This window comes from Microbacterium sp. P2_F9 (genome assembly GCF_056403635.1).
Genome location: NZ_JBFUFC010000300.1, coordinates 1 through 3,129 on the forward strand (window position 1 = coordinate 1; position 3,129 = coordinate 3,129).

The 3,129-nt window shown below is 63.9% G+C and carries 2 protein-coding genes; both read left to right on the top strand.

Going from position 1 to position 3,129, the window contains the following annotated elements:
* Positions 1-789: MFS transporter (locus AC1DVT_RS19075; RefSeq protein WP_477390841.1), on the top strand; the 789-nt coding region annotated here is incomplete at its 5' end.
* A 370-nt stretch (positions 790-1,159) separates the two neighbouring features.
* The gene (gene uidA / locus AC1DVT_RS19080) at positions 1,160-2,956 is read left to right on the top strand and encodes a beta-glucuronidase (RefSeq protein WP_457101996.1); all 1,797 of its coding nucleotides are present in this window, start codon (positions 1,160-1,162) and stop codon (positions 2,954-2,956) included.
* Positions 2,957-3,129 lie beyond the last annotated feature (173 nt).

Below are 3,129 nucleotides of genomic sequence, written 5' to 3' on the forward strand. Positions count from 1 at the left end.
ATGCAGATCGCTCCGGTGATCGGAATCATTCTCGTCGGGACCGTCCGCGCCGAGACACTGCTCGTCTTCGCAATCCCCGCGGCCGTCGGCCTCGTGCTGGTCGGGCTCTTCGTATGCTTCGCGCGCGACCCCGACAGCCGCGCCACCCTGCATCCCGAGGCGCTCACGCTCGGGCGCCTCGTACGCAGCTACGCTTTCGATCCTCGAGCGCATCCGGACTTCGCGTGGAACTGGGCGGGAAGGTTCGTCTTCTTCCTCGGCCTCACCTTTGCCACCAGCTTCTCCGTGTTCTTCTTCGCGCAACGTCTCGACGTCCCGGTCCCCGACGTGGCCAGCTTCCAGGCCATTACTGCCGCACTCAGCATCGGCACGGCACTGCTGGGGTCACTCGGTGGCGGATGGCTGAGCGACAAGACCGGAAGGCGCAAGCCGCTCATCGTCGGAGGCGCGACGATCTTCGGGCTGGGGTGCGCGGTGTCGGCCTTCGCCGGCGACATACCGAGCCTCCTGACAGGAACACTCATCTCCTCGCTGGGCATAGCGACCTTCTCCGCTGTCGGCCAGGCGCTGACCCTCGACGTGCTGCCGAACCGCGAGACCGAAGCCGGCCGATACATGGCGATCACCCTGTTCGCCCAGAAGATCCCCGGAGTGCTGGCGCCGGCCACGGCCCCCCTCGTGCTCGCGATCGCCGGAGGGGAGAACTTCTTCGCGCTGTATCTCTCTGCAGCGGCGCTGGCTCTTATCGGCGGTATCACGATCGGCGCCGGAGTGCGCACGGCTCGGTAGAGCTCCCTTCCCGCCCCATCCACGAATCATCTGTCCCAGGAGAAGATCATGCCGTTCCCTTTCGCTGACAAGTCGGCCGAACCACTCGCCGACCTGTTCTCACTGTCCGGACGGAGCGTGCGCCTCGATGCGAGCGTGGTCATGCCGGTGATGGCGCAAAGCCTGATCGGCCGAACGGGAACACACCGGATCACATTGCCCGCGTGGTGCTGTTCTGCGCGAGCGACATATCAGCCATCATGACCGGCAGCACGCTTCTTGCGGACGCCGGGCAGACCATCTGAGCCCGTATCTCTGGCAATCGGTTGCCAATCGAGTGGTTTTCTGGTTAACTTCATCCATACACGCACAGTCGCGCAGAAAGGCCGCAATGCTGAAGCCCCGTTCTACCCCCACCCGCGATCTCGTCAATCTGGACGGGGTCTGGCGCTTCGCGCTGGACTCCCGGGTAGACGAGAAGCCGTGGGAATCGACGCTCCGCACACCGCTCGAGGCGGCGGTCCCGGCCTCGTACAACGACCTGTTCACAGATCCGGAGATCCGCAAGCACGTCGGCTGGGTCTACTACCAGCGCACGGTCCGGGTGCCCCGTGGGTGGAGCGGCGAGGACGTGCTGTTGCGGTTCGATGCAGCAACCCACGCCGCGCGCGTATACGTGGACGACGCCCTGGTCGGCGAGCACATCGGCGGCTACACGCCTTTCGATGTCGACGTCACTGATCTGATGCCGGCCGGGGGAGAGTTCCGACTCACGGTCGCCGTGTCGGGCAATCTCACGAACGAGACGATACCCCCGGGCAAGATCGAGGTCGGAATCACCGGAAAGCAGAAGCAGACCTACTTCCACGACTTCTTCAACTACGCGGGTCTTGCTCGATCGGTGTGGCTTTACAGTCGCCCGAAGGCGCGCATCGAAGACCTCGTCGTGGTCACTGATTTCGAGGACGCCATCGGCTCTGTCGACTACCGCGTAGCGGTGAACGGTGCCGGCGATGTCCGCGTGCGGCTCGAAGACGCGGAAGGCAATGTCGTGGCCTCGGCTGGCGGCGCTGAAGGCACCCTTTCGATCCCCGACGTCGTGCTGTGGAAGCCCGGCGCTGCCTATCTCTATCAGCTGACTGCTGAACTCGTCGTCGGCGACGAAGTCGTAGACAGTTATCCGCTGGCGGTCGGCGTACGCACCGTGGAAGTGCGCGGATACGAGTTCCTCATCAACGGCGAGCCGTTCTACTTCACAGGATTCGGCAAGCACGAAGACGCCCCTGTGCGAGGCAAGGGTCATGACGACGCCTTCCTTGTGCACGACTTCCAGCTGCTCGAATGGATCGGCGCCAACTCCTTCCGTACGTCGCACTACCCGTATGCCGAGGAGGTTCTGGAGTTCGCCGACCGCCACGGCATCGTCGTCATCGATGAGACGGCCGCAGTCGGACTGAACATGGGCGTGGTCGGTGGGATGACCGGCACGCCCCCGTTCCCGACCTTCTCCGATCAGTACGCCAACGACAAGACCCAGGCGGCGCACGCACAGCATCTACGCGAGCTCATGACGCGAGACCGGAACCACCCCTCGGTGGTCATGTGGAGCATCGCGAACGAGCCCGCCTCGAACGAAGAGGGTGCCCGCGAGTATTTCGAACCGCTCGTCGAACTTGCAAGGCAACTCGATCCCACTCGCCCGCTGACCTACTCGGCGGTTATGTTCGCCACCTTCAAGAACGACCTCATCGTCGACCTTTTCGACGTCGTCAGCATCAACCGCTACTACGGCTGGTACATCGCCGGCGGCGAGCTAGATGTTGCTCAGGCATACCTACAGGGCGACCTGCAGGGCTGGATCGACCGGGTCGAGAAGCCCATCATGATGAGCGAGTACGGTGCCGACACCGAACCGGGCGTCCACTCCGTCTGGGAGGACAAAGTCTGGACCGAGGAGTATCAGATCGCGTATCTCGAGGCGAATCACAGCGTGTTTGACCGCTTCCCCCAATTCGTCGGGGAACACGTATGGAACTTCGCCGACTTCGCCACCGACAACGGGCTGCACCGCGTCGACGGCAATAAGAAGGGCGTCTTCACGCGTGACCGCAAACCGAAGTCTGCTGCGCGGCTTCTGCGTCAGCGCTGGCGCGGACTCGAGGGCCGCAAGCCCGGTGCCGGCGAATGAGATGGCGCCAGTGACCAACTCGGACTCAACCCAGCGGTGGGGCGTGCTCGGAACTGGCCGCATCTGTGAGACCTTCATCCCTGACATTCAGGCCGCCGGCGGAGTCGTCGCGGGGGTGTGGGGGAGGCGCCCCGAGAAGACCGAAGCGTTCTCGCAGGAACATGGGATTGCAT